The 24,510-nt window shown below is 62.5% G+C and carries 30 protein-coding genes and 1 tRNA gene; 13 read left to right on the top strand and 18 right to left on the bottom strand.

Annotated elements, in window-relative coordinates:
* Positions 1-561 precede the first annotated feature (561 nt).
* Positions 562-846 carry a hypothetical protein gene (locus HUN39_RS15590; protein ID WP_210267010.1) on the top strand — a complete coding sequence of 95 codons (285 nt, stop codon included), beginning with the start codon at positions 562-564 and terminating at the stop codon, positions 844-846.
* Between the two features lie 69 nt (positions 847-915).
* On the top strand, positions 916-1,413 hold the full coding sequence (locus HUN39_RS15595) for a hypothetical protein (RefSeq protein WP_175095404.1): 498 nt from the start codon (positions 916-918) through the stop codon (positions 1,411-1,413).
* 241 nt (positions 1,414-1,654) lie between these two features.
* On the opposite strand, the gene HUN39_RS15600 is transcribed toward HUN39_RS15595, so the two are convergent.
* Together HUN39_RS15600 and HUN39_RS15605 are read right to left on the bottom strand one after the other, a co-directional pair.
* Entirely contained in the window at positions 1,655-1,873 is a 219-nt protein-coding gene (locus HUN39_RS15600; RefSeq protein WP_175095405.1) for a hypothetical protein, read from the bottom strand.
* Positions 1,874-1,929: 56 nt separating this feature from the next.
* Positions 1,930-2,394 (bottom strand): hypothetical protein, encoded by a 465-nt coding sequence (locus HUN39_RS15605; RefSeq protein ID WP_175095406.1) that lies wholly within the window; start codon positions 2,392-2,394, stop codon positions 1,930-1,932.
* 489 nt (positions 2,395-2,883) lie between these two features.
* Here HUN39_RS15605 and HUN39_RS19705 point away from each other — a divergent pair, with 489 nt between their 5' ends.
* Positions 2,884-3,150: a transposase gene (locus HUN39_RS19705; RefSeq protein ID WP_408631418.1), complete on the top strand. Its 267-nt coding sequence runs from the start codon at positions 2,884-2,886 to the stop codon at positions 3,148-3,150.
* Positions 3,151-3,262: 112 nt separating this feature from the next.
* Here the strand turns inward: HUN39_RS19705 and HUN39_RS15615 are convergent, their stop codons facing one another.
* Complete coding sequence (locus tag HUN39_RS15615; RefSeq protein ID WP_175095408.1) at positions 3,263-3,739, bottom strand: thermonuclease family protein; 477 nt, start codon at positions 3,737-3,739, stop codon at positions 3,263-3,265.
* Between the two features lie 8 nt (positions 3,740-3,747).
* The gene (locus tag HUN39_RS15620; RefSeq protein WP_175095409.1) at positions 3,748-4,023 is read right to left on the bottom strand and encodes a hypothetical protein; all 276 of its coding nucleotides are present in this window, start codon (positions 4,021-4,023) and stop codon (positions 3,748-3,750) included.
* 188 nt (positions 4,024-4,211) lie between these two features.
* Here HUN39_RS15620 and HUN39_RS15625 point away from each other — a divergent pair, with 188 nt between their 5' ends.
* Entirely contained in the window at positions 4,212-4,430 is a 219-nt protein-coding gene (locus HUN39_RS15625; RefSeq protein ID WP_175095410.1) for a hypothetical protein, read from the top strand.
* 63 nt (positions 4,431-4,493) lie between these two features.
* Here the strand turns inward: HUN39_RS15625 and HUN39_RS15630 are convergent, their stop codons facing one another.
* Positions 4,494-4,925 carry a hypothetical protein gene (locus HUN39_RS15630; protein ID WP_175095411.1) on the bottom strand — a complete coding sequence of 144 codons (432 nt, stop codon included), beginning with the start codon at positions 4,923-4,925 and terminating at the stop codon, positions 4,494-4,496.
* Positions 4,926-5,127: 202 nt separating this feature from the next.
* Positions 5,128-5,520, bottom strand: coding sequence for a hypothetical protein (locus tag HUN39_RS15635; protein WP_175095412.1), 393 nt, complete (start codon positions 5,518-5,520; stop codon positions 5,128-5,130).
* Positions 5,521-5,725: 205 nt separating this feature from the next.
* On the opposite strand from HUN39_RS15635, the gene HUN39_RS15640 reads away from it, so the two are divergent.
* Positions 5,726-6,175, top strand: a complete 450-nt coding sequence (locus tag HUN39_RS15640; RefSeq protein WP_175095413.1) for a hypothetical protein — start codon at positions 5,726-5,728, stop codon at positions 6,173-6,175.
* Between the two features lie 718 nt (positions 6,176-6,893).
* Here HUN39_RS15640 and HUN39_RS15645 read toward each other — a convergent pair.
* The 7 genes from HUN39_RS15645 to carB form a co-directional block, all read right to left on the bottom strand.
* Positions 6,894-7,115: a hypothetical protein gene (locus HUN39_RS15645; protein ID WP_175095414.1), complete on the bottom strand. Its 222-nt coding sequence runs from the start codon at positions 7,113-7,115 to the stop codon at positions 6,894-6,896.
* On the bottom strand, positions 7,112-7,477 hold the full coding sequence (locus HUN39_RS15650; RefSeq protein ID WP_175095415.1) for a hypothetical protein: 366 nt from the start codon (positions 7,475-7,477) through the stop codon (positions 7,112-7,114). The genes HUN39_RS15645 and HUN39_RS15650 overlap by 4 nt, the downstream gene beginning before the upstream one ends.
* A complete protein-coding gene (locus HUN39_RS15655; RefSeq protein WP_175095416.1) occupies positions 7,474-7,854 on the bottom strand; it encodes a hypothetical protein in 381 nt (126 codons plus the stop codon). Before HUN39_RS15655 ends, HUN39_RS15650 begins: the two co-directional genes overlap by 4 nt.
* 92 nt (positions 7,855-7,946) lie before the next feature.
* A tRNA-Thr gene (locus tag HUN39_RS15660) sits at positions 7,947-8,022 on the bottom strand.
* A 119-nt stretch (positions 8,023-8,141) separates the two neighbouring features.
* Positions 8,142-9,179, bottom strand: a complete 1,038-nt coding sequence (locus HUN39_RS15665) for a mitochondrial fission ELM1 family protein (RefSeq protein ID WP_175095417.1) — start codon at positions 9,177-9,179, stop codon at positions 8,142-8,144.
* A 49-nt stretch (positions 9,180-9,228) separates the two neighbouring features.
* Positions 9,229-9,702 carry a transcription elongation factor GreA gene (greA, locus tag HUN39_RS15670; protein WP_175095418.1) on the bottom strand — a complete coding sequence of 158 codons (474 nt, stop codon included), beginning with the start codon at positions 9,700-9,702 and terminating at the stop codon, positions 9,229-9,231.
* A 156-nt stretch (positions 9,703-9,858) separates the two neighbouring features.
* On the bottom strand, positions 9,859-13,197 hold the full coding sequence (carB, locus tag HUN39_RS15675) for a carbamoyl-phosphate synthase large subunit (RefSeq protein WP_175095419.1): 3,339 nt from the start codon (positions 13,195-13,197) through the stop codon (positions 9,859-9,861).
* A 452-nt stretch (positions 13,198-13,649) separates the two neighbouring features.
* On the opposite strand from carB, the gene HUN39_RS15680 reads away from it, so the two are divergent.
* Together HUN39_RS15680 and HUN39_RS15685 are read left to right on the top strand one after the other, a co-directional pair.
* On the top strand, positions 13,650-13,952 hold the full coding sequence (locus tag HUN39_RS15680) for a c-type cytochrome (RefSeq protein WP_232366146.1): 303 nt from the start codon (positions 13,650-13,652) through the stop codon (positions 13,950-13,952).
* A gap of 2 nt (positions 13,953-13,954) precedes the next feature.
* Positions 13,955-14,329 carry a GtrA family protein gene (locus HUN39_RS15685; RefSeq protein WP_175095421.1) on the top strand — a complete coding sequence of 125 codons (375 nt, stop codon included), beginning with the start codon at positions 13,955-13,957 and terminating at the stop codon, positions 14,327-14,329.
* A 149-nt stretch (positions 14,330-14,478) separates the two neighbouring features.
* Here HUN39_RS15685 and hemF read toward each other — a convergent pair whose 3' ends face one another.
* From hemF to HUN39_RS15700, 3 genes are all read right to left on the bottom strand, one after another.
* A complete protein-coding gene (gene hemF, locus HUN39_RS15690) occupies positions 14,479-15,429 on the bottom strand; it encodes an oxygen-dependent coproporphyrinogen oxidase (RefSeq protein ID WP_232366147.1) in 951 nt (316 codons plus the stop codon).
* Positions 15,430-15,490: 61 nt separating this feature from the next.
* The gene (locus HUN39_RS15695; RefSeq protein ID WP_175095423.1) at positions 15,491-16,159 is read right to left on the bottom strand and encodes an rRNA methylase; all 669 of its coding nucleotides are present in this window, start codon (positions 16,157-16,159) and stop codon (positions 15,491-15,493) included.
* Between the two features lie 98 nt (positions 16,160-16,257).
* Entirely contained in the window at positions 16,258-16,734 is a 477-nt protein-coding gene (locus tag HUN39_RS15700) for a tRNA (cytidine(34)-2'-O)-methyltransferase (RefSeq protein ID WP_175095424.1), read from the bottom strand.
* 283 nt (positions 16,735-17,017) lie between these two features.
* Between HUN39_RS15700 and petA the strand changes: the two genes are divergently transcribed.
* The 3 genes from petA to HUN39_RS15715 are packed head-to-tail and all read left to right on the top strand — an operon-like array spanning position 17,018 to position 19,921.
* Positions 17,018-17,548, top strand: a complete 531-nt coding sequence (petA, locus tag HUN39_RS15705; RefSeq protein WP_175095425.1) for a ubiquinol-cytochrome c reductase iron-sulfur subunit — start codon at positions 17,018-17,020, stop codon at positions 17,546-17,548.
* Between the two features lie 53 nt (positions 17,549-17,601).
* Positions 17,602-18,840: a cytochrome b gene (locus HUN39_RS15710; RefSeq protein WP_175095426.1), complete on the top strand. Its 1,239-nt coding sequence runs from the start codon at positions 17,602-17,604 to the stop codon at positions 18,838-18,840.
* Complete coding sequence (locus HUN39_RS15715) at positions 18,833-19,921, top strand: cytochrome c1 (RefSeq protein WP_232366148.1); 1,089 nt, start codon at positions 18,833-18,835, stop codon at positions 19,919-19,921. The genes HUN39_RS15710 and HUN39_RS15715 overlap by 8 nt, the downstream gene beginning before the upstream one ends.
* A gap of 136 nt (positions 19,922-20,057) precedes the next feature.
* Here the strand turns inward: HUN39_RS15715 and smbP are convergent, their stop codons facing one another.
* A complete protein-coding gene (gene smbP, locus HUN39_RS15720; RefSeq protein ID WP_175095427.1) occupies positions 20,058-20,420 on the bottom strand; it encodes a small metal-binding protein SmbP in 363 nt (120 codons plus the stop codon).
* 193 nt (positions 20,421-20,613) lie between these two features.
* On the opposite strand from smbP, the gene HUN39_RS15725 reads away from it, so the two are divergent.
* Complete coding sequence (locus HUN39_RS15725) at positions 20,614-21,912, top strand: homoserine dehydrogenase (RefSeq protein WP_175095428.1); 1,299 nt, start codon at positions 20,614-20,616, stop codon at positions 21,910-21,912.
* 6 nt (positions 21,913-21,918) lie between these two features.
* Positions 21,919-22,908: a class II fructose-bisphosphatase gene (glpX, locus tag HUN39_RS15730; protein WP_175095429.1), complete on the top strand. Its 990-nt coding sequence runs from the start codon at positions 21,919-21,921 to the stop codon at positions 22,906-22,908.
* 8 nt (positions 22,909-22,916) lie between these two features.
* On the opposite strand, the gene HUN39_RS15735 is transcribed toward glpX, so the two are convergent.
* Positions 22,917-23,066 carry a hypothetical protein gene (locus HUN39_RS15735; protein WP_164479364.1) on the bottom strand — a complete coding sequence of 50 codons (150 nt, stop codon included), beginning with the start codon at positions 23,064-23,066 and terminating at the stop codon, positions 22,917-22,919.
* 110 nt (positions 23,067-23,176) lie between these two features.
* Between HUN39_RS15735 and HUN39_RS15740 the strand changes: the two genes are divergently transcribed.
* Complete coding sequence (locus tag HUN39_RS15740) at positions 23,177-24,466, top strand: RsmB/NOP family class I SAM-dependent RNA methyltransferase (RefSeq protein WP_175095430.1); 1,290 nt, start codon at positions 23,177-23,179, stop codon at positions 24,464-24,466.
* The last annotated feature ends 44 nt before the right edge of the window (positions 24,467-24,510 follow it).

A 24,510-nucleotide genomic window follows, 5' to 3' on the forward strand; every position in this document is an offset into this window, starting at 1 on the left:
GCAACTCGCCGCCGAGTTTCAGCGGCGCGCAGACCTTCAGCGCGAGTTTTTATCCGAGGCCGACTTCGTCGCCTACGTGATGGCCGAGCGTGGCGATCGGTCATAGAGGGCTCAATTCCGCAAGGCCGCAGCCGCGCCAGAAGCGTCAAGTGCTCTTTGGGCCGGGGGAGCTGACGAGGGCCATCCTAGACGTGCTCAGGGACGCTACGGAGCCAATGGCGACGCGGGAGATCGCGCGGGCCATTTTGGCCGTGAACGAGCAAGACCCGCGCGATAGGCGGCTGCTTACAGAGCATACGCGGCGGGTGAGCAAGGCGCTGCGCATTTTTAAAGAGTAAGGTCTGGCGGCAGGAAGGGCAGAAATGAGCGGCGCGCTCGAATGGTCCGCAACTGGAACCTTGCATGGCGCAAAACGTTGATAAATAAAGACGTTGATTCGTGCCTCGTAAATTATTAGCTTAAGCATGCTGATTTGGAACGTCGGCCAATCTGAAGCGTTCCTACAGTATGTGGCGTTTACCTTACGTTCATTTCGGCCGGTGCAAAATCTGGGAGCCTACAATGGGTCTTGCACAGGTGATGAATTACGATCTTGCCGAAGACTCGGTTAACAAAAAGGCGCGCGAGCGGATTGAGTCCGCGCATCTCGGAGATTTGGTTTTTATCGTCAAGCGCATCGCCAAAAAGGCGCTCAGCGACGATGATGCGATCTTCCTTGCATCCGTTCTAAAAGAAGCTCTAAATCTTTCGTCAGAAGTTACGAAGGACCGCATTGTCGAGCTTATGATGAAGCGCGGTCGCACGCGTCACAAAGCGGAAGACCTATCTGCGGCGATCTTCAAGTAGTTAATTTTGAGTTAATTGATAGTCGCTACGCCATGCGCTATGCGGGAGCTATTATTTGGGCAATGGCGTATGACTGATTCGGAGCAAGACCGTCGCTTTAGTGAAGCTTCTGACCTCCACAAGGCGCTAGAATCCCTCTGCAATGTTGACCAGAGTCAACGTCAGATCTTCGCGCATGACAGGCTTATGTCGGCGATTGAACTTGTGTGCAAACCTTCGGATGAAGGCAGGCGCGCTTTCACCAAAGAACAAGTTGATATTTTAAAAGAGATTTCATTCCGTATTTTTTACATACTTGATCCTCTTAACAAACCCAAGCGCGGCTTTATCAATGCACTTAGACGCGAGTTTAGTGAGAAAAGCCCTTTCCAAAAGATTGCGGCCGTTGCTGGTGTGCTGGTCTTTCTCGTTACATCTTCATATGGAATAGTTACAACATCCGTTGATGTTTATCAAAAGTATGGTCAGCCGCCAAAAGCAGCATCAGCAACCGAAAAACTAGACCCAACAAAAACAACCCCAGCGCCACTCATCCCTCAGTTGCCGGGACTTCTCGGCAAGCCTTAGCGCTGCCAATACCCCTTCCACTGGCGCGAAACCGGATGCGTGAGCGCCGCAAGGCCGCGCCTGCTTCGTCTCGTCTGGCGCAGCAACTTTCGTCGCGCGGCGCGCGTCCGGTTCTGATAGACCAAGGTCTCGCGCGGCTTAACGGACTCCGGCCTCGGGACGGCCACCTTGTGGTTTTGCGTCAAGTTGACGCGAAACCATCTCCGCTAGCCGTAGCCACTCGGCACGCGACCGCAAACATTTAGAAACTGCGGATCGAGGGCGTTGGCGACGACGCCTCCAAGGATTTCTCGTCAGCTGCGGCTCTGTCGACAGCCTCGATTAATTCTTGAATGACTTGAAGGCTCGCCGCCCAACTTTCCGGACGCTCGGTTTGCGGCTCGATCCCCAATCGTGCAAGTCGGCGCCGCTCCGACACCAGCTTTTCCCTAAGAGAGTTCAAGATCTCGAATTCGGACATAGCTGTCTCCAATGCGATGGTGACGCAACTGGCGCGCAATCCGCCACGCGGACGCGCTACAGAGCAGCATTAAGTTTCGTCGCCCTTTTTGTCGATACGTAAACAAATGCTGGAAAATAGATCGGCAAAAACCAGCTGCCTCGCCACAGAAATAATATTAGCCACCTACTCGGTTTGTCTTTTTCGCTAAGGCAATTGATCATGACCTCTCTTTCGCTTTCTGCTTTTATCGCCAGCAGCAAGGTCCCAGGGATACCTGTGTCGATCAGTCGCGTCTTCTCTATATAAAGGCCAATTACATTTGCGCCTCCGCGACCGATCTTAATTCGGCAGAGATCGCGAACTAAACGCATGCTCTTCGCCGGATTGATGATCCTCAATATGAGATCGCAGGGGACGGACTTGCCCGGCTCGATTTCAAATTGAGGACGATCTGGAAGGAACCGCGCTAGGGCGAGTAGTGAGCTGAGAACGGCGCCCCAGATAGCTGCAAAATCCCGCCACTCCGGATCGATAGTCATTTGCGCCTTTGCTCTTTCTCAGCCGCACACAAGCTCGCCGATTCACTTCCTTCCGAGCGCCTTCTCAATCAGCCGCCGAAGGGCCTCCGATCGCGACGGCGCGTCTTTTTGGCGAGCCGCCCATGCGTCAATTCGTTCGGTCAGTTCGGCGCGCGCGAACCTTAAGGCCACCACCATGCCTTGGGCCATTGGTGCGAATTCCACCAATGGGAGGGGACAGGCGATGGCCGAACATGCTTCGTCTCCGGGTACAGCGCCTCATAGGCGTCCTTGCGGCGCTTGGTGATGGCGCGCGCCAGCACACACTTGCCAGCGGATGCTTCGCCGCTAACTGAGCACTGTCGCTCGGGGTATGCAATCGAGCGACAATCGACACTAAAGCACTTGCCCGCGGTTCGGACCAGGGTTGCGGGCCTTCCTGATCTTTGCCTACTCACTCGCCGCTATGCGTGCAAAGCGAGATCGGAGCCGCCATGCCAAAACCGCTTTATGGGGAGCCAAGAATTGACCAGACAAAGGGGAACATCATCGGAAGGGCGAGCGCGAGCTGTAGCCACGGTGGACGGTGGGGCGTCGCTGCGATCGGCCGCGAAAGAGCTCGGCGTGTCACGCGAGAGCGTTCGCACTTGGGTCAACAACGCGCGCGCGACGCGCATTGTTGAACCTGTCAAAGTTTCGCATGCGCGCACCGCGCGCGAGCAATCCTTATCGACGGGACGAGGCTTGGACGCCTGGCGCTGTGGAAGTGAGATGTAAGGCAGTGCGGCATTGGGCGACGCGCTGGCGCTGTTTCACGCCAAGCTCGTCGAAGTCGCAGTTCCTCCCGCATGAAAAAGCCCGATCGTCGCTGGCCGGGCTGCGATGGGAGCTACAAGCCTCCCCGACGATCTTTTCGCCATTCCCAAGGCGGTTGAGCCGAGCCGGCCCATAGCCCTCTTTTTGCGTTCTTCGCTTCCTGTTCGGCGCCGATGTGGTCGCTCGAATAGCGACGATACGCGAACGCATGCCCGTTTCGAACAAGCCAAGCCTCTATATCGACGCCGCGCACGGCGCACGTGGCGACAGTGCGGCCGTAGCGATCTGTGTCTCGCTCTAGGCAGGCGACAGGCGACGCGCCGATGAATTCATCGAGAGCCATCGCGGCAATCTGGCCGCAGCGATAGGACTTGCCAGAGGCGTCAAAACAGGGCTGTCCTTTCTCGGGTGCGTCGATGCCGTGAAGCCTGATACGCTGTCCATGAATTTCGATCGTGTCGCCGTCGATGACCGAGGCGCGGCCAACGACGTCGGCGAGCGCGGCGCTTGAAAGGGTCGCCGCTACGATGGTGATGATGATCCGCTTCATCGAGGCAATCACTTTGGCGCGACCTCCTTTGGCTGCTTGGATTCGATCACCTTCACTCCGAACTTGGCCGCCTCTGCGGCGCCAGCATTCGGACCCTCGGGCGTGCAGCGTGTCTCCGGCGGGCTCCCGCACTTGCGCCCGACATCAGCCCAGCCGACGCAGCGGCCGTCCGGCGCGCGGTAGCCGGGTCCCCCGCGGCACCCGCAGCCGCTGCAGGCCTCCGTCTGCGGGATCGCGCCAACGAAGGATAAGAGAACGGAAGCGATGAAAAGCGCCACGCGCATCTACCCGCCCCGCCAAAGCGCGTAAGTGAATGCGACCAGAAAGATCACGAAGAGCGCGAGGCTCGGCCAGTCATAGCGCTCGCGGAGCGGCAGCTTGCGCCACTCACGTTCCGCAGCACGGTCCCGGTTGTCTTGCCCGCGCCAGCCCATGAGCGCAGGCTAAAGGAGTTCCTGGAGCGCTGGAAGAGATGAATCCCCCTCCTTACACCTTGCCGCTGCGCATCCGACATGCCGCGGAGTCTTTCGTCGTCGAGGACGCGAACGGCGTCGCCCTGGCCTACGTCTATTTCGAGGAAGATCCGAGCCGGCGAGGACTCGTGAATCGGCTATCGGGCACCGACGCCAAAGCCGTTGCGCAGACGATCGCCAGGGCGCTGACGGCTCGAGCGGATGGGGACGGCGGATGATGCGTGGTGGGCGGATCGGTGCGATGAAATGCGCATGTGAGGGCGTCGGCTCGTCGCCGACGATCAATCTTTTTTGGTGGGCTTTTGCATTACAGGTGGTGGCAGTTGCTCTTGCGTCATAGGTGCGCTTTTCCTTTGTTCCTGTTGCTCTTTCACCACAGCTTGCACAACATCGCGAACGTTCATGCCGCGACCGAATAAGGCGTCACCGTAAGTGGCGAGCGCCACTGCTAAGGCACCCAATGCGAAAGCACTAGTTAAGACAGTTCCGATTAAGATCCATCGGCTATCATGGTTATATTGCTCGCCGGATGAGATCTTTTCCTTGATTGCTTCATTCTGAGCAGTATTCGCCGCAGCGTTAGCGTTGATCGCCGCCGTTATCGTGGCCGTAAGGGTATCGATCTTGCCCTCCAGGCGCGCGAGCTTCGTCTCGTTCCGAGCCTCAGATGCTGCAATCATAGCGCTGATTTCATCTCTGGTCGGGTCGCTCATGCTGACCTTGTGTCTAGTTGGCAGCGGGATCTCACTTAGTGTCGGACCCGTCATTGTGACATTGCCCGTGACGGTCGGCTGCGCCTTTAGGAGGTAAGCTACCGATGCGGCGTTCGCGCTCTGTTTGGTTCTATAGGCCTCAAACTCGAATACCTGATTCTGAGTCTGCTCAGCGTCCACTCCAGACGAATGAGCAAGGCCGCTAGCGGGCATTATCATCCGCCTCTGGCGTATCGGTTGTTGATGGGGAGAGCGAAGCGGCGGTAGTTGCCACTTTGTTGGCATCATCAACCTGCTGCTGTGTAATAACTCCTTGTTCAATCATGACTTGAAGCTTCTGTTGCAAAAATGCCGCCGACGCCACGAACCCAGTGATCGGCATTACTATCTGAAGAATAGGAGTCGGGACTGCTCCGCCACGTCCATAAATGTTCGGATCAACCCGCCCCAGATAGAGTTTCACGACCTCGGCCGAATGCGTGGCGCTCCATATTAGATCCACGAATACAGCAGGAAATGTCGAGGAAGGAAATTCCTCCGGTGGACGTCCTTGTCTAGGGTCGCTCGCCGATTCAGTGTCCAGCTTGTCGGCCACCGCAGCCTCCTCTAACTTTCGTTCGCTCAAAACATGCCCGATAAGCAGAAACGATTGCAACAAGGCAAGACATCGCGTCTGGCAAAAAACGAGAACGCCCCGCGCATAGGCGGCGGGTTTGCTATGCTGCCACCACGTGCGGCCGCTTCACACGCCATCTCTATATCGCGTCAATATTGCCTACGGAATCCGCTACTTAGGTGCCATGGACGCGCTCGAATATTTGGACATGATCGTCGATCCAACGATCGCTGAGTTCGAGAGGGAGCCGACCTGTCGCAGGCGCGCTTTCCTGGCCTGTGTCGTGACCTTCCACACCGTTGACTACCTCGAAGCATCAATGGGGAGCACGGGACTGAGACAGCAGTTCTGCCGGGAGTATGAGGATTTTCTTTTAATCGACCGCGTTGCTCACGCCTTTAAGCATGTTGAAACCGGATCGAACAAATCCGGTTCCCCCAAGCTGCCTCTTCTCGTTTCGGAAATCGGGAGTCGGCCGCCGGCGAGATTGGGCCAGATGAAATTGGGCCTGTCTCGCCTTGGCGATGCAACCGGCGGCGTCGCTACCGCTTTTGGCCGCGGAAAGGACCTGCTTGCTCCGGTCAAGCACGCCGCAGCATTTCTTCGTCGAAAGGCGATGGAGTCGCCGCAATAGAAAACGCCCCGCCGTTACATCCACGGTCGGGGCGTTCTGTTGCGGCGGGCGGGGCCGTCACTCCATACAAATTTTAGGCGCTAAACCCGGGGACCATCACGGTCCCGGCGAAACCGCTGCGGTGAAAGGGTCCGTCGTTATCGGATATGCCGGCTTGGGAGTTTTCCGCAGGGATGGCAAGTCTTTTTGCCATGAGCCCAATGCCAGCAGGGACAAACGTGTGCGTAGGCTGACGTCGTAGCCCCCACAAATAAGATCGCAGCGGCTAACGCAGGAATAGTGATCCATTTCCGTGTCATGCGCATATCTCCACTCGGGCGACTGGAATAGCCCACGACCAAGCCTCCGGCTGCCCATGGCCAAACGATAGCACTTACGTAGCTCCAATCGTCAACCCGCACCCCAACCCGTGAACACAAACGCAAAAAACGCCCCGGCCGTACATCCCGGCTCGGGGGCGCTCACGTAGGGATACGCTTCGTTATTTCTACAGGCTCAGATCACGCTTGGTACTTGCCGAGGCAGAGAAGCCCGCTAGGCGCGTTTCGAATCCCGAAAACGCGCCCCATGGGTCGTTTGCGCCTCGGCAAACGCGGCCAAGGTCCTTCGCCGCCGTCCAGGCCGTCGAGGCATTGCCCAAACGTCCAGCCGAGCCCGAGGCGCTTGACATCTGGGAATCGCTTGTGAGCGTCCCTCATGATCGCGGCGAGGTCAAAGGTCACGGCTTCAGCCTTCTCCGCAACTCGTCCGAACTGACGGCGCAGCGCTCGGCGCTCTCGACGATGCGCCGAGACGCTCGCATCGCCACGCCGTCGTAAGTGTCCGTCACGCGCGCGAGCCAAAGAAAGAACCGCGCGAGCTTGAGCCGCCATGTCAGCGCAATGATGGTGCGAAGCGGCAGACGGTGAAGCCGCGCCTTGACGTTGCTCAGGTCAGTCATCGGCGCGCCTCCACACTGGCCACAGTCGACGCGGCGAACATGGCATATTCATTAACGCAGTTGAGGAAACCGAATTCTAACCCACCGACTCGGCCACGCTCCGCCATCTCGCGCACGATGCTATTTAGGAGAGTGGCGTTGCCGTTCGTGGGATATCGTCCGATGAATGCCAGATATTCGCGCCCAAGCGCGCGCCCGGTTTCGTAGTCACGGGAGTAGCTTCCCGATGGCTTCACGGTCCAATAGTTTATGCCCGTCCCCTTTGGTTTTCGCCGCTTCATAAAAGACAGCGCCTCAGCATGGTGGGGGACCTCGCCGCGCTGACGGTCGCGCACGTCCGCAAGCTTGGTAATGTTGCTCATGACCGCGCCTCCTGCTCCATCACCGCGACGGCGGTGCGGATCGAGTCGCCAATCATGTCGCCGACCCAATTGTCATTGACGACGTCGTCTTCGTCCAGAAAGTTGGCGATGAACCGAAGGAATTTGGCCGCGCCTGCAGGCGTCGTCGGCTTAGTTGAGTGCAAGTCGATTTCTGCATCGAAGTAGACGCTACAGGCGGCGTCTTGGTCGGGCCCTTCCTCCGATTGATTGAAAGCGGCATAGGCGCGTTGGTATTTCTCAATAGCCGCAAAGATCGGATCAGCTTCCGTGGCGCCGCCGGCAATGGCGGGAAGCCCGGCGACGGGCGCAGCGGCGAGGCCGGCCATGACGGCGCGGCGGGTGGTTTGGGTAGTCATGACTTGGCTCTCCAAATGCTTATAGAGCGCTTATATCCGCCCTATGGTTGCGATCAGGAAGCCGACAAAAGACGATAACTCGTTGTTTTTGTTGGTGCCGCTTGAGGGATTCGAACCCCCGACCCCCTCATTACGAATGAGGTGCTCTACCAGCTGAGCTAAAGCGGCGATTGGCGGACGCCCAAAGGCGCGCGGCGGGTCACTCTTATCGGCGCGCGGCGGGTTTTTCAAGCAGCCTCGCGCCTTGCCAGCGCAGAGCCGCTCAGAAAAGGGGAGGGCGCTCAGAATTAAGGACGCGGCGCGGAAAAAGCCGAATAGGCCTGCGCGACGGCGCGGGCGATGTCGGGCGTCGCATTGACCGGCGCGCGGCGCCAGTCGTCGAGCGCGCCGCTCCAGATGCGGATCGCGCCGGCCTCGGCGAGCGCCGTGAGATAGGCGTCGATCTTGCCTCGGCGGCCGGGCGGCGGGATGACATAGACCGGCGCGGCGGTCGCGATCGCCTCTCCCACCATATTGACGCTGTCGCCGGTGACGATGATCGCGTCGGCGTTCGCCAGCATCGAGAGATAGGGGTTCTCTCCCTCTCCATCCCAGAAGAAGCCGCTTGGGGCGACGAGAACGCGCCGAAGCCTCTCGCGCAGGGCTGTGGGCGTGCGTCGCGACGCTGTGGCCATCACGCCGCGCCCGCTCGCGAGCAGCGAAGCGGCGATGTGCGCCAGTTTGGCGATGTGCGCCGCGCCATAGGCGCCGTGCCGGCTGTCGCCGCCGACAATGAGCGCGATGCGTGGGCGGCGCAGGACGGCGATGCGGGGATCTGGCGCGGCGCACGCGGCGGCGAGCCGCTCCGGCGAGATCCGGTTCGCCGGCGTGAGCGGCGAGAAGACATTGGCGGCGCGGAGGCAATCGTGGCGCGGCGCGACGATGAGATCGGCGGCGCCGGGCCCGTTCGCGGGCTTGTTCAGATAGACCGTGAATGTCCGCCCGCCGGAGTCGCGCTTCAGCCGCTTGAGCGCCGGGATCGTTCGCCGTCCCGCGGCGATTGCGATATCGGGGTAGGGCGCGGCGTGTGTGAAGCAGTCCCGCGGGTCGGCTGGCGCAAACGGCGCGAGCGCTGCGTAAATCGCGCGCGGCGCGACGCAGCGAATGTCGGGCGCCGCGCCCAGCGCTTCGGCGACGCCGAGCGTCTGCGCCTCATGCCCGGCGCTTCCGTCGGAGAGAATGCGAAGCGTCGTGCGCGGTGGCAGCGCCGGGCGAGCGGATGCGTCCCCACCCCAACTCTCCCCCGCTTCGCGGGAGAGGGGGTTCGATCCGGGCCGGTGCGACAAACCGCGTAACCTTCGTGGTTAGGACAGGGACAGGGCGCCGCCCCGCGCCTCACCCAAACGCGACCTTGAGGATCTCGTAGCTCTTGCCGCCGCCCGGCGTCGTCACTTCGACGGTGTCGCCGACGGTTTTCCCGATCAGGGCGCGAGCGATGGGGCTCGTGATCGAGACCCGGCCGCTCTTCACATCGGCCTCGGTCTCGCCGACGATCTGATAGGCCTTCTCCTCTTCGGTGTCCTCGTCGACGATCGTGACCGTCGCGCCGAATTTGATCGTCGAGCCGTTAAGCTTCGACACGTCGATGACCTCGGCGCGCGACAGCTTGTCCTCGAGTTCGGCGATGCGGCCTTCATTCAGCGACTGCGCCTCTTTCGCCGCGTGATATTCGGCGTTTTCCGACAGATCGCCGTGCGCGCGCGCTTCAGCGATCTGCTGAATGATTCGCGGACGGTTCTCCTGCTGTCTGCGACGCAATTCTTCGGTGAGCGCGGCGTAGCCGCCGGCTGTCATGGGCACCTTCTCCATTGCTCTCGCTTTCCGGCCTTTTTTGAGTTTCGCCAATCATGCGGCGCATCGGCGGCGGCTGCGCCCGCCGATCCGTGGCCATGCGCCAAAAGCTTAGGCCACCGAGTGGCGGTCATTGTTGCCGCACCGCCGCTTGCGTCGCAGAACTCCCAAATGTCACTTGGTCGCGTTCGGCGGAAAATAGTCCTGCAGCGCCCGGACCCGTAGGTCTCCGGACACGTAGGCGCGTATTCCCTGGGCCGCCGCGACCGCCCCCGCCAGGGTCGTATAATAGGGAACCTTATGCAGAAGCGCCGCGCGGCGCAAGGAGCGCGAATCCGCAAGCGCCTGCGCCCCTTCGGTCGTGTTGAAGACGAGCGCGATCGAGCCGTTCTTGATCGCGTCGACGATATGCGGCCGTCCCTCCGACACCTTGTTCAATTTCTGGGCGGGAATTCCCCGCTCGACGAGGTAGCGCGCCGTGCCGCCCGTGGCGACGATGGAGAAGCCGACCTCCTTCAACAGGCGAACCGCCGGAATGATTCGGCCTTTGTCCGCATCCCTGACCGAGACGAAAACGACGCCCTCGCGCGGAGCCTTGGTGCCGCCGCCGAGCTGGCTCTTGACGAAGGCGGCGTCAAACGAGGTGTCGAGACCCATGACTTCGCCCGTTGAGCGCATTTCGGGGCCAAGGACGGTGTCAACGCCTGGAAACCGCGCGAAGGGGAAGACGGCCTCCTTCACGCCGACATGCGCCGGCTTCGTGTTGAGCGGTTCGAAGTCGACGAGCTTCGCGCCGGCCATCACCCGAGCCGCGATCTTGGCGATGGGGCTGCCGATCACCTTGGCGACAAACGGCACGGTGCGCGAGGCGCGCGGGTTCACCTCGAGCACGTAGATCTCGCCGTCCTTGAGTGCGAATTGCACATTCATCAAGCCGATGACTCCAAGCGCCATGGCGAGGCTTTCGGTCTGCGCCTCGAGCGCGGCGATCGTCTCGGGCGCGAGCGAGCGCGGCGGCAGCGAGCAGGCCGAATCGCCTGAATGAATGCCCGCCTCCTCGATATGTTCCATCACGCCGGCGATAACGGCCTCGTCGCCGTCGGCGAGACAATCCACGTCGATTTCGATGGCGTCGGTCAGATAGCGATCGAAGAGCAGCGGATTCTTGCCGAGCACCGTGTTGATCTGCCCGGTCTTGTCATTCGGGTAGCGCGCCTTGATCTCGGACGGCACGAGGCTCGGCAACGTGCCGAGAAGATAATCGTCGAGATCGCTTTGATCGCGGATGATCGCCATGGCGCGGCCGCCCAGCACATAGCTTGGGCGCACGACGAGCGGCAGTCCAAGCTCCTGCACGACGATGCGCGACTGCTCCACGGAATAGGCGATGCCGTTTTTGGGTTGTTTCAGCCCCAGCTTGTCGAGGAGCCGCTTGAAGCGATCGCGGTCCTCGGCGAGGTCGATCGAATCGACCGGCGTGCCCAGAATAGGCGCGCCCGCCTGCTCGAGGCCGTGCGCAAGCTTCAGCGGCGTTTGCCCGCCATATTGCACGATGACGCCCACAAGCACGCCGTTGGACTTCTCGACATCGAGAATTTCGGCGACGTCTTCATTCGTCAGCGGTTCGAAATACAGCCGGTCGGAAGTGTCGTAATCCGTCGAAACCGTCTCCGGATTGCAATTGATCATGATCGTCTCGAAACCGGCGTCGGCGAGCGCGAAGCAGGCGTGACAGCAGCAATAGTCGAATTCGATGCCTTGCCCGATACGGTTCGGGCCGCCGCCCAGAATGACGATCTTGTTCTTTGCCGAGGGATGCGCCTCATTCGCGGGACTCCCTATGAACGGCGTCTCATAGGTTGAATACATATAGGCCGTGGGCGAGGCGAATTCGGCCGCGCATGTATCGATGCGCTTGTAGACGGGTCGCACGTCGAGACGGTGGCGCATGTCGCGCACGTCTTCTTCTTCCAGGCCCGTAAGCGTCGCGAGGCGCGAATCGGAGAAACCCGCGAATTTGAGCTTGCGAAGATTCTCGGCGTCCTCTGGCAGGCCGTATGTCTTGACCTTGTTTTCGAGCGCGACGATTTCCGCGATGCGCTCGATGAACCAGATGTCGATCTTGCTCGCCTCGTGAATGGCTTCAGCGGTCATGCCGAGCCGCAGCGCCTGGCCGACGACGAGCAGCCGGTCCGGCGTCGGCGTGCCGAGCGCGCCGCGCAGCACATTCATGTCGTCGCCTTTTCCGAAGCCTTCGATCTCGATGTCATCGAGGCCGCAAAGGCCGGTCTCCAGCGAGCGCAACGCCTTTTGCAGCGACTCGGCGAAATTGCGTCCAATCGCCATCACTTCGCCCACCGACTTCATGGCCGTGGTCAATATCGGTTCGGAGCCCGGAAATTTTTCGAAGGCGAAGCGCGGAATTTTGGTGACGATGTAGTCGATCGTCGGCTCGAAGGAGGCAGGCGTCGCCCCGCCGGTGATGTCGTTGGCGATCTCGTCGAGCGTGTAGCCGACCGCCAAGCGCGCCGCGACCTTGGCGATCGGAAAGCCGGTGGCTTTCGACGCCAGCGCCGACGAACGCGACACGCGCGGGTTCATCTCGATGACGATCATGCGGCCGTTTGAGGGATCGACCGCGAATTGCACGTTCGAGCCGCCGGTTTCGACGCCGATCTCGCGCAACACCGCGATCGAGGCGTCCCGCATGATCTGGTATTCTTTGTCGGTCAGCGTCAACGCCGGCGCGACGGTGATGCTGTCGCCCGTGTGCACGCCCATCGGATCGATGTTCTCGATGGAGCAGATGATGATGCAATTGTCCGCTTTGTCGCGGACGACCTCCATCTCATATTCCTTCCAGCCGAGAACGCTTTCTTCGACCAGCACTTCATTGGTCGGCGAGGCGTCGATGCCGCGCTCGACGATCTCGATGAACTCCACCTTGTTGTAGGCGATGCCGCCGCCGGTGCCGCCGAGCGTAAAGGACGGACGGATGATCGCCGGCAGGCCGATATCGTCGAGCGCCTCGAGCGCGGCCGCCAATGTCTTGACGTGATGCGAGCGCGGCGTGTCGAGGCCGATTTTCGTCATTGCCTCGCGAAACAGTTCGCGATCCTCGGCCTTGTCGATCGCATGGGCGGTCGCGCCGATCATCTCGACGTCGAATTTTTTCAGCACGCCCATTTTTTCGAGGCTGAGCGCGCAATTGAGCGCCGTCTGTCCACCCATCGTCGGCAGCAGCGCGAAGCCGCCGGGCGCCGCGTAGCGCTCCTTCTCGATGATCTTGGCGACGATTTCGGGCGTTATCGGCTCGATATAGGTGCGGTCCGCCATGTCCGGGTCGGTCATGATCGTCGCCGGATTGGAATTGACGAGAACGATCCGATAGCCTTCCGCCTTGAGCGCCTTGCAGGCCTGGGTGCCTGAATAGTCGAATTCGCACGCCTGGCCGATGACGATGGGGCCGGCGCCGATGATCATGATCGTGGAAATGTCGGTTCTTTTCGGCATGCCGCCTCAGTTGTCATCCGCTCGTCAGCGCTCTTCCGCCCTCATGCTGAGAAGCGCCGTAAGGCGCGTCTCGAAGCAGGAGGGCGAGATTTGTCCAGCGGTTTCCTCGTCCTTCGAGACGGCGGCTGCGCCGCCTCCTCAGGATGAGGAAACCTTTCGTCTTTTGCCCGGCGCACGCCGCGCGGGAGGCGAGCGCGCATAAAAAAGGGCCGCGTTTCCGGCCCCTGGACCGGAACGCGTCCCGAACTTGCCCGTCATTCTGTCGGCGAACCGGCGATGCGGGCGGCGAGCGGGGCGCGCCCGGCTCGAAAGTCGCCGACTATCTAGACGAGATTGACGGTTATGTGAAGGGGCGGCGGTGGCGGGATAGGAGCCTCGGATCGGCGGGATCGCGCCGCAGGCTGGCGAATTGCGCTATCATCCCCGTTCCTCGTCGCTTCGAAATGGCGCCCATGCGGATTACGACCTGTCTGCTTTTCCCGATGTTGCTTTTCATCGCCGGCGCGGGGCGCGCCCAGGCCGGCGACCTCTCCGACGTTTTGGCGCAATGCGCGGCGTGTCATGGCGCGGACGGGATCGCCAAAAGCGCCGACGTTCCGCATCTTGCCGGCCAGCACGAACTCTATCTCCTCAACCAGATCAAGGCGTTCAAAACCGGCAGACGGGCGCATAAGGAGATGCGCTACATGAGCCGCCAAATGTCTGAAGCCGAGATGCGGGACATCGCGCGCCATTACGCCGCGATGCCGCGCTGAGCATGTCGACGGCGCGCCAGCTTGCGACTTACGCGTCGGTCGGCGTCGGCGCGACGCTCGCGCATTACGCCATTCTCATCGCCTTGGTCGAAGGCGCGGGCTGGCGCGCGGTGCCGGCGACGCTGTGCGGCTATGTGGTCGGCGGCGTTGTGGCCTATCTCCTGAACCGGCGCCACACCTTTGCAAGCGACCGGCCGCATGCCGAGGCGACGTGGCGCTTTGCGCTGGTCGCCTTCGTCGGCTTTTGCGTCACCTATGCGTTGATGAGCCTCTTCGTCGATCGCTGGGCCGCGCCATATCTGCCGGCGCAGATGGTCACAACCGTGCTGGCGATGTTCGTCACCTTCGCGCTGAACCGGCGATGGACATTTGGGTGAAGCGCTGTCTGGCGGTCATGGCCGGGCTTGTCCCGGCCATCCACGTTGTGACATGCCATGAATGCTGCAAGGAGGCCGCAGCGGCGCCGCGTGGATGCCCGCGACAAGCGCGGGCATGACGCTGCTGTGGCCAATGATGCACGAAAAAATTACGGCCACTTCACCAGCGGCGGCATCGAGGAGAGGATCGAGTCGACATTGCCGCCGGTCTTCAATCCGAAGATCGTGCCGCGGTCATACAGCAGATTATATTCGACATAGCGGCCGCGCCGCACGAGCTGCTCGTCGCGCTGCGCCTCGCTCCATGGCTTGGCGAAATTGCGCCGCACGAGTTCGGGATAAATATCGACAAAGCTTTCGCCGACGTCGCGGGTGAAGGCGAAATCCTGATCCCAGGCGGAATTCTGCGCGTCTCCCGCGCTGTTGAAATAGTCGTAGAAAATGCCGCCGATTCCGCGCGGCTCCTTGCGATGGGCGAGAAAGAAATATTCGTCGCACCATTGCTTGAAGCGCGCATAGTCGGCGACGGGATGGCGTTCGCAGGCGTTGCGCATCGCGGCGTGAAAGGCGATCGTGTCGGGATCGTCCTGCGTGCGGCGGGCGTCGAGCACCGGCGTGAGGTCGGCGCCGCCGCCAAACCAGGCTTTCGTCGTAACGACGAAGCGCGTGTTCATATGCACGGCGGGAACGTTCGGATTCCAGGGGTGCGCGATCAGCGAGATGCCGGTCGCAAAAAAGCGGGGGTCTTCCGCCGCCCCGGGGATCTGCTTGGCGAATTCAGGCGCGAAGGTTCCAAAGACCGTTGAGCAATGCACGCCGGCCTTTTCGAACACGCGGCCCCTGATCATCCCCATGCGGCCGCCGCCTCCCGGCGCGTCGCCGATGTTTGGAGCGGCGCTTCCTAAAGTCGCGCCGCTGTGATCCGTTCGGCTCCAGGGCGTGAGAGCGAAGCGCCCTGGCGCCTCGGCATCGGGGGCGAACGGACCCGTCGCTTCGTCCTCCAGCGCTTCGAAGGCGGCGACGATGCGCAACTGGAGCGACTCGAACCATGCGCGCGCGGCGTCTTTGCGGGCTTCGAGCTGATCGGGCGCGGCGTTCATCGACGTCTCCTCTTGTCGCCGCTTCATCCCGCCCGCGCCGCGCCTTGTCAATTCGGCAGGACTATTGCGCCATCTCCGCGACTTTCATCGTGGGACCACGCCGCGCGGCTGGCGTTCCTGTCGCCGCCGCGAAGCCGGCGCGCAGAAACTGCGCGAGCGCCGTCTTGACGTTTCTGCCGCGCTCGGTGAGCTCGGTGACATAGCAGGAGCGGGGCTCGCCGTTCGGCCACCCACGGTTCCGCGCTTTCGCCTGGCGCATGTCTTCAAGCACCTGCGCCTTGACCTCGCGCGAGTCCTTCATCGTAATGAGTCCGTCAGCTGACAGATGCCGGTCCGCATTATGGTCTTCGACCATTTTCTTATTCGGCGATTCGAACTCGCACAGCTTGCCCTGGTCGCCCACATAAAGGAGTCGCTCCACCCAGCTGGCGCGAAGCGATCGAATGTCGACGGGCAGCATGTCCTTCATGTCCGCCGGCAGATCCTGATAGATCGGCGTCGCCTGCGCGATTTGATCCACCCGGAACGCCGCCTTCACATTGAACCCTTCGATGCTCTCAATCTGCGTGAACTTTACAAACAGCTTGCCGACAGCGCCGCGCGCCTCTGAGATATTGGTCACAAGCGCATAAAGGGCGACGCAGAGAAGCCCGGTCAGCAGAGCCGCATTGAGAGATTTCAACAGCCGCTCCCAAAGCATCAGCGAGATGCGAATAGTCTGGTGGGTCATAGCGCCCTCCCGAATTCAATGAATATCGCCTTAATATGCTGCGACGATCGCAGACTAAAAGGTCGTTTCGCCATTGCGCAGTGCGGCGGCGCACCTGTCTAAAGCGCGCGCAACTGCCGGAGCGCCTCGCCCATGACCATCGCCGCGGCGACGGCGACGTTGAGGGAGCGCATGCGCGGCCGCATGGGGATGCGGAGCGCCAGATCGGCGGCGGCGTGGACCTCGTCCGGCGCGCCTGCGGATTCCCGGCCGACGAGCAGAATGTCCCCCGCGCGGTAGTCGCAGTCGAGATAGGACGCCGCCGCCCGCGTCGACAGCAGCAACAGCCGACGGCTCTCGCCCGCCTGGGCGGACGCGGCCCGCCACGCTTGAAAGGCCGTGAAGGATCCATGTCGGTCAATCGTCACGTGATCGAGATAGTCCATGCCGGCGCGGCGAAAGTCGCGATCGCTTGTGGGAAATCCGGCTGGTCCGATGATCGCGGCGGAGACGCCGAGGCACGCGCATGTGCGCAGCATGGCGCCGGCGTTCTGAGGGATGTCCGGCTGGTACAAGGCTAGCGTAAGAGAAGTCATGGTCCGTTCGAGTGGCATGAGATGGCGAATTTGCGGCATATCGCCGCGAATATCGGCAACGGTCTTGTGCGGCAGGGTGAATAGCCAAATTTCCCTGTGTCGGCTTGTGGACAGCGGCGGGGATTCGCGTCACATATCACCTCCGCCCCGCCGCAGCCTTGGCATTGCCTTGGTGCGGCGTACCGCAGCGATTGGCCGGAAACGGCAAAACGTGGAACGATCGCCTTGGGCGCAGCCGCAGCCTCGGCCGCGAAGACTTGAGAGCGTTGGGAGAGGTTCGAGCGTGACAAGCAAAGACACCGCCGTAAAACCGGCGGAGCCAAGCCGGCGGGACATTCTCTACATCGCGACGGGCGCCGCCGCAGCAGGCGCCGCGGCCGCCGTGATCTGGCCGCTGATCGCCCAGATGAACCCGGACGCGTCAACCCTCGCCCTGGCCTCGACGGAAGTCGATCTTTCTTCGGTTCCAGAAGGCCAGATTGTTACCGTGAAATGGCGCGGCAAGCCGGTTTTCGTGCGCCATCGGACGCCGGCCGAAATCAAGGCGGCGGAGGACGTGGCCTTGTCGGCGCTGCCCGACCCGGAGCCCGATTCCAAACGCGTTCAAAAACCTGAGTGGCTCGTCGTCATCGGAGTCTGCACGCATCTCGGCTGCATTCCGACCGGCAAGGAAGGCGAATTCGACGGCTGGTTCTGTCCGTGCCACGGCTCGGTCTACGACCTCTCGGGGAGGATTCGCAGCGGCCCGGCGCCGACGAATCTGGAGGTGCCGCCTTACGCCTTCATCGCCGAAAACAAAATTAAGATCGGCTAGCCAAGGCCAAGCGCCTTCAATTTCCCGCGCGAGATTCCGAGAGCACCAAGCCCATGGAAGGTCATTCCCAATACACGCCCAAGAGCGGCTTCGCTCGCTGGTTGGAGCGCCGTCTGCCGATTTTGAGCTTCATGCATGATTCCTTCGTCTCCTATCCGACGCCAAAAAACCTGAACTACATGTGGGTGTTTGGCGCGATTTTGAGTTTCATGCTCGTCGCCCAGATCGTGACGGGCGTCGTCCTTGCGATGCATTACACTCCGGAAACGACGCTCGCTTTCGATTCCGTCGAAAAGATCATGCGCGACGTGAATTGGGGAACCATTTTGCGCTACGCGCACGCCAATGGCGCGTCGATGTTCTTCCTTGCCGTCTACCTCCACATCTTCCGCGGCATGTATTACGGCTCCTACAAGGACCCCCGCGAGGTCCTGTGGATTCTCGGCGTCGTGATCTTCATGCTGATGATGGCCACGGGATTCCTGGGCTATGTCTTGCCCTGGGGGCAGATGTCGTTCTGGGCGGCGACCGTCATCACTAATCTTTTCTCCGCCATTCCGGTCGTTGGAACCGCAATCACGACCTGGCTGCTCGGCGGCTATTCCGTCGACAATGCGACGCTCAACCGCTTTTACGCTTTGCACTATCTGCTGCCGTTCATCATCGTCGCCATCGTCGCGCTGCACGTATGGGCGCTGCATGTGACGGGCCAGAACAATCCGGCCGGCGTCGAGGTGAAGGACGTCAAGAGGGACACGGTTCCCTTCACGCCGCACGCGACCATGAAGGATGCCGTCGGCATCGCGGCTTTTCTCGTCGTCTACGCCTGGCTGACGTTTTTCGTGCCGAATTACCTCGGCCATCCAGACAATTACATCGAAGCCAATCCGCTGGTGACGCCGCCGCATATCGTGCCGGAGTGGTATTTCCTGCCGTTCTATGCGATCCTTCGCGCGATCCCGAACAAGCTGATCGGCGTCATTGCGCTCTTTGCATCGATTTTGATCACCGCGGCGCTGCCGTGGCTCGACACGTCGAAGGTGAAATCGGCCGTGTTTCGGCCGCTGTTTCGCAAGGAGTTCTGGATTTTTGTCGCGGTGTGCATCGGGCTCGGCTATCTCGGGGCGCAGCCCGCGGAAGGCGCATATCTTTGGTTCGCCCGGGTGCTCTCGGCCTATTATTTCCTCCACTTCTTGGTGATTTTGCCGGTCATCGGCAGAATCGAGAAGCCGGAGCCAGTGCCCGAATCCATCGACGCTTCGATCATGCGGGGGAAAACCTCCCATGTCTGAGGCGCACAGAAAATCGCGTCGGCTCGTCTCTTCGATGAAGCGCCGGGCGCTCATTTCCATCGCGGTCGCTGCGACGCTCGCGCTGCTCGGCCCTGCCTGGGCTCAGGAGGAGGCCCCGCCGTCCACAACCGATCAGGCCGCCGCGCCTTCCGCTCAGGAAAACGATCAGGGCGCCGCGCCTCCCGCGAAGGAAGCTGACAAGGCCGCCGAGCCTCCCGCGAAGGAAGGCGATAACGCCGCTGCGCCTCCCGCGAAGGAAGCAGAGAAGGTCGCGGCGCCTGAGGCCAAGGAGAAGGAAGCGCGGCACGAGAGCGAGCGCCATGAGCAGAAGCCCAAGCGCTTCGATTGGAGCTTCGCCGGCGCCTTCGGCCGCTATGACAAGGCGCAGTTGCGCAGAGGCTTCAAGGTCTACAAGGAGGTCTGCTCCTCCTGCCATTCGATCAAAATGCTCGCCTTCCGCAATCTTTCGCAGCCCGGCGGACCGGAGTTTCCTGAAAAAGAGGTCGAAGCGCTGGCCGCGAGCTACAAGATCAAGGACGGCCCGAATCAGGCGGGCGAATATTTCGATCGGCCGGGTCGCCCGAGCGATCGCTTCCCCCCGCCTTTCGCCAATGAACAGGCGGCGCGCGCCGCGCTGGCTGGCAATTATCCGCCGGATATGTCGGTCTTGGCCAAGGCGCGAGGCTATTCGCGCGGCTTTCCGCTTTTCCTGTTCGACGCTTTGCCGGGCTTTTCCTATCAGGAGCACGGCGTCGACTACATCACCTCGCTGATGGAGGGCTACGAAGACCCGCCGCCAGACGTGAAAATGCCGGACGGACAGTTCTACGACCCCTATATGCCGGGCCGTCGCATCGGCATGCCGCCGCCGCTTTCCGAGGGCGTGGTGACCTATGAGGACGGCGCGCCGCAAACGATCGACCAATACGCCAAGGACGTCGCCGCCTTCATGATGTGGGTCGCCGAACCGCATCTTGAGTCTCGCAAGCGAACCGGGCTCGGCGTTGTGGCCTTCCTGCTCGTCTTCGTCGGGCTGCTCTATTTCACCAAACGCAAGATCTGGTCGAACGTGCCGCATTAGGCGGGGCGCTCGCCGACGCGCCGCGCGCGCCCGGTCGAGCGCGAATTACGCCGCGAGAGAGCGGCGAGCAGAATGCCGAGCTATCTGGCGACGACCAAGTCGCCGCCAGGAGTCCTTGCCGCGCCGCGCGACGTCGTCACTTGATCTTTTTCAGTTCGGCGAGCGCGCTCGTCGCGTGCTTGACCGCGCGCGCCGAGTCGCCAAACCGGGCGCGCATTTCGGCCAAGCGCAGATGCCTGATCGCGCGATGCAGCAGCTTGTTGGCGGCGCGGTCCTGTTCGATGGCCTTTTCGTGCAGCGACTCACGCGCATGGCCGAGCGCGCTCATCACATGCGTAACGATCTCCTTGGAGTCGCCCTTCGCGCCGTCGTCTATCGCCTCCTGAGTATGCTCAATCGCCGCCTGCACATGCATGCCGATGCCGGCCAGCGCGCAAGAGCCGGAAAACGCCAGCGCCAAAGCGGTCAGAATCGCGAATACGCTCATTCGACGCGTCATTGTCATCTCCTCGTCGCCGCCAGCGGGCTGGGCTTCAGCTTGCCCAAGAGTTAGGGCGTCAGGCGCAACGGCTCAATCCCCTCCTGGCCCCTCCTGGCGTCAGCGGTTTCTTGATTGAAGGCGCCAAATCGGGCACAAGGCGCTAGCGTCTCTGGGCGTCCGTCGCCCGCCAATTTTTCCCGGAAAGGTTGCAATGTCGGAGATTATGCGCGTCGGCATCGCGGGGCTCGGCACCGTCGGCGCGGCGGTGGCGCGCCTGCTCCGCCGCCAAGCCGAGGCGCTCACGGCCCGTACCGGACGGCGCATCGTCCTGGCGGGCGTTTCGGCTCGCGACGCCACGAAGGAGCGGCGCGCCGACCTTTCCAGCGCAGAATTTTTCCATGATCCGGTCAAGCTCGCGGCCTCGCCGTCGATCGATCTCTTCGTCGAATTGATCGGCGGCTCGGAGGGGCCAGCGAGAGCCTGCGTCGAAACCGCGCTCGCGCATGGCAAGCCGGTCGTCACCGCCAATAAGGCCCTGCTCGCCGCGCATGGCTTGCATCTCGCAGCGCTCGCCGAGGAGAACCATGCCGCGCTCGCCTTCGAGGCGTCGGTCGCGGGCGGCATTCCGATCGTCAAGACGCTGCGCGAGGGGCTCGCCGGCAATTCGGTCGAGCGCGTCTATGGCATTCTCAACGGCACCTGCAATTACATCCTGTCGCGCATGGAGCAGGAGCAGCTGTCCTTCGAGGAATGTCTGAAGGAGGCGCAGAGGCTCGGCTATGCCGAGGCCGATCCGACCTTTGACATCGGCGGTTTCGACACCGCCCACAAGCTTGCGATCCTCACCTCTCTGGCCTTCGGCACGCGCATCGCCGCCAGCGCCATCGATATCGAGGGCATTGAGCGCGTGACGCTCGCCGACATCGACGCCGCGGCGGAGCTTGGCTACCGCATCAAGCTGCTCGGCGTCGCGCAGCGCACCGCTGAGGGGGTCGAGCAGCGCGTTCATCCGACGATGGTCAGCAAGAATTCCGCCATCGCCCAGGTGATGGGCGTGCTGAACGCCGTCACCATCGACGCCGACGCGGTGCATGAGTTGACGCTTGTCGGGCCAGGGGCCGGCGGCGACGCGACAGCCTCGGCCGTCGTCGCCGACATCGCCGATATCGCCAAGGGCGTGCGTTCGGCGCCGTTCGGTCTGCCGACCGCGAAGCTCGCGGAGCTCAAGCGTATGCCGATGCAGCGTCACGAAGGCGGCTATTACATCCGCATGTCGGTGCGCGACGTCGCCGGCGCCTTCGCCAAGATCGCGACGCGCATGGCGGAGCGCCGCATATCGCTTGAAAGCATCGTGCAGCGCGGCGCGCGGGGCGCGCCGGGCGATTGCGTCGATGTCATCCTCATCACCCATGCGACGAGCGAACATCTCGTGCGCGAGGCGCTGGACCTGATCGATCAGGACGGCGTCATCGTTTCGCGTGCGCAGGTCATCCGAATCGAACGCGAGTAGCGCGACATGACGCAACAGCCCGAACCCGACGCGTCGCAGATCGACCGCTACCTGACGCTGGAGCTGGCGCGCGCCTCCGAGCGCGCCGCGGTCGCCGCCGCCAGATTCCGCGGACGCGGCGACGAGATGGCCGCCGATCTCGCGGCGGCGGCGGCGATGCGCGAAGAGCTGTCGCGACTTCCCGTGCGCGGGCGCATCGTCATCGGCGAGGGCGATGCGGACGCGGCGCCGATGCTCTACATCGGCGAAGAAATCGGCGCTGGCGTTGGTCCCCGAGTCGATCTCGGCGTCGCGGCGCTCGAAGGCTCGACGCTTTGCGCCAAGGACATGCCGGGCTCGATCGCCGTCGTCGCCATGGCGCCGGCCGGTTCGCTCCTGCATGCGCCCGACGTTTACATGGACAAGATCGCCATCGGTCCGGGATATCCCGAAGGCACGATCGATCTCGATCGCGATCCCGGCGACAACATCAGAGCGCTCGCGATCGCCAAGGGCGTGCGTGCGAGCGAAATCACGGTGAGCATTCTCGACCGGCCGCGCCACGCCGAAATCATCCGCAACTGCCGCAACGCCGGCGCGTGCGTGCGTCTCATCGCCGGCGGCGACGTCGCGGCGATCATTCTCACCACCCATCCTTCGGAAACCGGCGTCGACATGTATCTTGGCCGCGGCGGCGCCTCGGAAGGCGTGCTCGCCGCCTGCGTGCTGCGTTGCGCCGGCGGCCAGATGCAGGGGCGGCTGGCGCTCGAAACTCGCGATCAGATCGCCAAGGCCCAGCGTTTCGGCCCGATCGATCCGCGCCGCAAATATTCGGTCGGCGACATGGCGGCTGGCGACGTCGTCGTTTGCGTGACCGGAGTCACCGCCGGACCGCTCGTCGGCGGCGTGTCGCTCGGCAAGACGACGATCGACACCGAGACGATCGTCTATCGCTCGGCGACAGGCACGATACGCCGCATCCACGCGACGCACCGGGCGGTGGGGAAGTTCGATTGACGTCGGTCCTAATACGTCCGGCCGGTCTCGAGCTGGGTTTTGGCGTCGAGCTTGCGCCTTGGCGGCGGCGGATAATCCGGCGGCGGCGGGGGCTGTGTCGCGCAGGCGGCGAGCGACAAAGCGATAAGTGAAGCAAGGATCAGATGAAGGCGTCGCATCAGTTTCGTCCGCATTTTTCAAGGTGGCGCGCATCTTCGCGCCTGTTGCGTAAGAGCGTGGCTTTGGCGACGGAATTATGTCCATCGCGCGCCGGCGGGACGGCGCGTCGATGACTCCCGCCGCTCATATCTCCGCCGCAATCGAGGTGCTGGACGATGTTGCAAAAAGCCGCCGACCCGCCGCCGAGGCCCTAAAGGACTGGGGCATCGCGCATCGCTTCGCCGGCTCGAAGGATCGGGCCGCGATCGCCAGTCTCGTCTTCGATGCGCTCAGGAAGCGCGCTTCGGCCATCTATGTGATGGGCGCGGACGATCCGCGCGCGATCATGCTGGGCGCGCTGCGCGAGGCGCGCGGCCAGGGCGTCGAGGCGATCGCGGCGTTCTGCTCCGGCGCCGGCCATGCGCCAGCCCCGCTTGCCGATGAGGAGCGCCAACGGCTGGAGATGGCCTCGCTCGCTGACGCGCCGGATCATGTGCGCGGCGACTATCCGGAATGGCTCGCCTCGCATTTTGAGGCGGCGTTCGGGGCGCGCGCGGCGGAAGAAGGCGCGGCGCTCGCCGCCCGCGCGCCTATCGATCTGCGCGTCAATATTCTGAAATGCTCGCGCGAGCAGGCGCTCGAAAAGCTCGCGCATCTGTCGCCTGCGCCGACGCCGCTTTCGCCGATCGGCCTGCGCATCGAGGCGGGGCAGGGGCGGGGTCCGGCGCTGACGGCTGAGACCGCCTATGTGAAGGGGCTCGTCGAGCTGCAGGACGAGGCCTCGCAGCTTGCGGCGCTGCTCTGCGCCGCCGGGCCGGGCGAGCAGGTTCTCGATCTTTGCGCCGGGGGCGGCGGCAAGGCGCTGGCGCTCGCGGGGCAGATGCATAACCGCGGGCAGGTCTACGCCTATGACGCGGACGGGCGCAGGCTCATGCCAATCCATGAACGGCTGGAGCGCGCCGGCGCCCGCAACATTCAGGTTCGCGCGCCGCGCGGCAAGCTCGACGTGCTGGCAGATCTCGAAGCGCGCTGCGACCTCGTGCTGATCGACGCGCCCTGCACGGGGACCGGCGCGTGGCGGCGCCACCCTGACGCCAAATGGCGGCTCGCGCCCGGCGCGCTGGACCGAAGATTAAAGGAGCAACGCGAACTCTTGGCGATGGCCGTCCGCTTCGTGAAGCCCGGCGGTCGGCTCGTTTACGTCACCTGTTCGGCGCTGCGCGAGGAAAACGAGGACCAGATCGCGGCCTTTCTCGCCGCCAATCCTGATTTCGTGGCGCGTTCAGCCGCCGAAGTTACGGAAGGCGCAGGCCTTCCAGACCTCGCCCGCTTCGCCTCGCCGCACGGGCCGGGCATTCGCCTGTCGCCGGCGACGAGCGGCACGGACGGGTTTTACATTTGTGTTATTGGGCGAAATTGAATTCGCTTGAGTTTGTGCAAATGTCGAGCGTTAGCGTCCCCTCG

Source organism: Methylocystis silviterrae (assembly GCF_013350005.1).
GTDB classification, from domain to species: Bacteria; Pseudomonadota; Alphaproteobacteria; order Rhizobiales; family Beijerinckiaceae; genus Methylocystis; species Methylocystis silviterrae.

Excerpts from the sequence above, each read along its gene's own strand:
- HUN39_RS15625 (WP_175095410.1), top strand. The coding sequence starts at position 4,212 with ATGAATCCCCCTCCTTACACCTTGCCGCTGCGCATCCGACATGCCGCG.
- HUN39_RS15605 (WP_175095406.1), bottom strand. The coding sequence starts at position 2,394 with ATGACTATCGATCCGGAGTGGCGGGATTTTGCAGCTATCTGGGGCGCC.
- greA (WP_175095418.1), bottom strand. The coding sequence starts at position 9,702 with ATGGAGAAGGTGCCCATGACAGCCGGCGGCTACGCCGCGCTCACCGAA.
- HUN39_RS15735 (WP_164479364.1), bottom strand. The coding sequence starts at position 23,066 with ATGCGACGCCTTCATCTGATCCTTGCTTCACTTATCGCTTTGTCGCTC.
- HUN39_RS15685 (WP_175095421.1), top strand. The coding sequence starts at position 13,955 with ATGTCGACGGCGCGCCAGCTTGCGACTTACGCGTCGGTCGGCGTCGGC.
- hemF (WP_232366147.1), bottom strand. The coding sequence starts at position 15,429 with ATGAACGCCGCGCCCGATCAGCTCGAAGCCCGCAAAGACGCCGCGCGC.
- HUN39_RS15615 (WP_175095408.1), bottom strand. The coding sequence starts at position 3,739 with ATGAAGCGGATCATCATCACCATCGTAGCGGCGACCCTTTCAAGCGCC.
- HUN39_RS15695 (WP_175095423.1), bottom strand. The coding sequence starts at position 16,159 with ATGACCCACCAGACTATTCGCATCTCGCTGATGCTTTGGGAGCGGCTG.
- HUN39_RS15630 (WP_175095411.1), bottom strand. The coding sequence starts at position 4,925 with ATGAGCGACCCGACCAGAGATGAAATCAGCGCTATGATTGCAGCATCT.
- glpX (WP_175095429.1), top strand. The coding sequence starts at position 21,919 with ATGACGCAACAGCCCGAACCCGACGCGTCGCAGATCGACCGCTACCTG.
- HUN39_RS15590 (WP_210267010.1), top strand. The coding sequence starts at position 562 with ATGGGTCTTGCACAGGTGATGAATTACGATCTTGCCGAAGACTCGGTT.
- HUN39_RS15710 (WP_175095426.1), top strand. The coding sequence starts at position 17,602 with ATGGAAGGTCATTCCCAATACACGCCCAAGAGCGGCTTCGCTCGCTGG.
- HUN39_RS15725 (WP_175095428.1), top strand. The coding sequence starts at position 20,614 with ATGTCGGAGATTATGCGCGTCGGCATCGCGGGGCTCGGCACCGTCGGC.
- HUN39_RS15595 (WP_175095404.1), top strand. The coding sequence starts at position 916 with ATGACTGATTCGGAGCAAGACCGTCGCTTTAGTGAAGCTTCTGACCTC.
- HUN39_RS15715 (WP_232366148.1), top strand. The coding sequence starts at position 18,833 with ATGTCTGAGGCGCACAGAAAATCGCGTCGGCTCGTCTCTTCGATGAAG.
- HUN39_RS15655 (WP_175095416.1), bottom strand. The coding sequence starts at position 7,854 with ATGACTACCCAAACCACCCGCCGCGCCGTCATGGCCGGCCTCGCCGCT.
- HUN39_RS15700 (WP_175095424.1), bottom strand. The coding sequence starts at position 16,734 with ATGACTTCTCTTACGCTAGCCTTGTACCAGCCGGACATCCCTCAGAAC.
- HUN39_RS15645 (WP_175095414.1), bottom strand. The coding sequence starts at position 7,115 with ATGACTGACCTGAGCAACGTCAAGGCGCGGCTTCACCGTCTGCCGCTT.
- HUN39_RS15740 (WP_175095430.1), top strand. The coding sequence starts at position 23,177 with ATGACTCCCGCCGCTCATATCTCCGCCGCAATCGAGGTGCTGGACGAT.
- HUN39_RS19705 (WP_408631418.1), top strand. The coding sequence starts at position 2,884 with ATGGGGAGCCAAGAATTGACCAGACAAAGGGGAACATCATCGGAAGGG.
- HUN39_RS15620 (WP_175095409.1), bottom strand. The coding sequence starts at position 4,023 with ATGCGCGTGGCGCTTTTCATCGCTTCCGTTCTCTTATCCTTCGTTGGC.
- smbP (WP_175095427.1), bottom strand. The coding sequence starts at position 20,420 with ATGACGCGTCGAATGAGCGTATTCGCGATTCTGACCGCTTTGGCGCTG.
- carB (WP_175095419.1), bottom strand. The coding sequence starts at position 13,197 with ATGCCGAAAAGAACCGACATTTCCACGATCATGATCATCGGCGCCGGC.
- HUN39_RS15650 (WP_175095415.1), bottom strand. The coding sequence starts at position 7,477 with ATGAGCAACATTACCAAGCTTGCGGACGTGCGCGACCGTCAGCGCGGC.
- HUN39_RS15640 (WP_175095413.1), top strand. The coding sequence starts at position 5,726 with ATGGACGCGCTCGAATATTTGGACATGATCGTCGATCCAACGATCGCT.
- HUN39_RS15600 (WP_175095405.1), bottom strand. The coding sequence starts at position 1,873 with ATGTCCGAATTCGAGATCTTGAACTCTCTTAGGGAAAAGCTGGTGTCG.
- HUN39_RS15680 (WP_232366146.1), top strand. The coding sequence starts at position 13,650 with ATGCGGATTACGACCTGTCTGCTTTTCCCGATGTTGCTTTTCATCGCC.